The 573-nt window shown below is 65.3% G+C and carries 1 protein-coding gene; it reads right to left on the bottom strand.

Going from position 1 to position 573, the window contains the following annotated elements; translation table 11 throughout:
* Positions 1 to 573, bottom strand: a 573-nt coding sequence (locus tag ABD323_RS44310; RefSeq protein WP_486327191.1) for a phospholipase D-like domain-containing protein, incomplete at both ends; no start/stop codon positions are given.

Below are 573 nucleotides of genomic sequence, written 5' to 3'. Positions count from 1 at the left end.
CACCTCGACCTGGCAGCCCTCGCTCTTGAGCCTGGTCAGCGAGTCGGCGACCTGCGGCCGGGTGAAGGCGTACATCGCCACCCGGACCTGGGTCTTCGGCCCCTGCTTGGGACAGGAGACGTTGGAGAGCAGCGAGACGACGGTGTCGGTGTCCGGGTCGGTCTTGTAGGTGCCGCCGGTCTCGTGGCGCGGGAAGAAGTACGTCTTGTACGCGCCCACGTCCTCGGTCCGGTAGTAGTTGTCGTTCCCGTTCCAGGTCTTACCCATCGTCCGCAGGTCCTGGAAGTACCCGGCGTAGGACGCGTAGAGCTTGGCGTCCGGGATGGTGACGGCGTTGTTGTAGTAGGTGACGTTCTTGGTGCCGGTGAGGTTGGCCGAGGTCTGGAAGACCACGTTCGGGGTGGAGCCGACCTTCGAGAACAGGAAGAACTTGTTGTGGTTGATCGGGACGCCCCCGTCGTCGTCACCGTTCAGGTCCCGGTCACCGATGCAGGCCCGGGTCGCGGGGCAGGTCATCACCCAGGAGCCTTCGGAGAACACGGCGCCGCCGAGGCCGAGTTCGGGGTGGTTGAC

Source organism: Kitasatospora nipponensis, from assembly GCF_039528135.1.
GTDB lineage: Bacteria > Actinomycetota > Actinomycetes > Streptomycetales > Streptomycetaceae > Kitasatospora > Kitasatospora nipponensis.
This window is presented reverse-complemented; position numbering and strand designations above follow the sequence as displayed.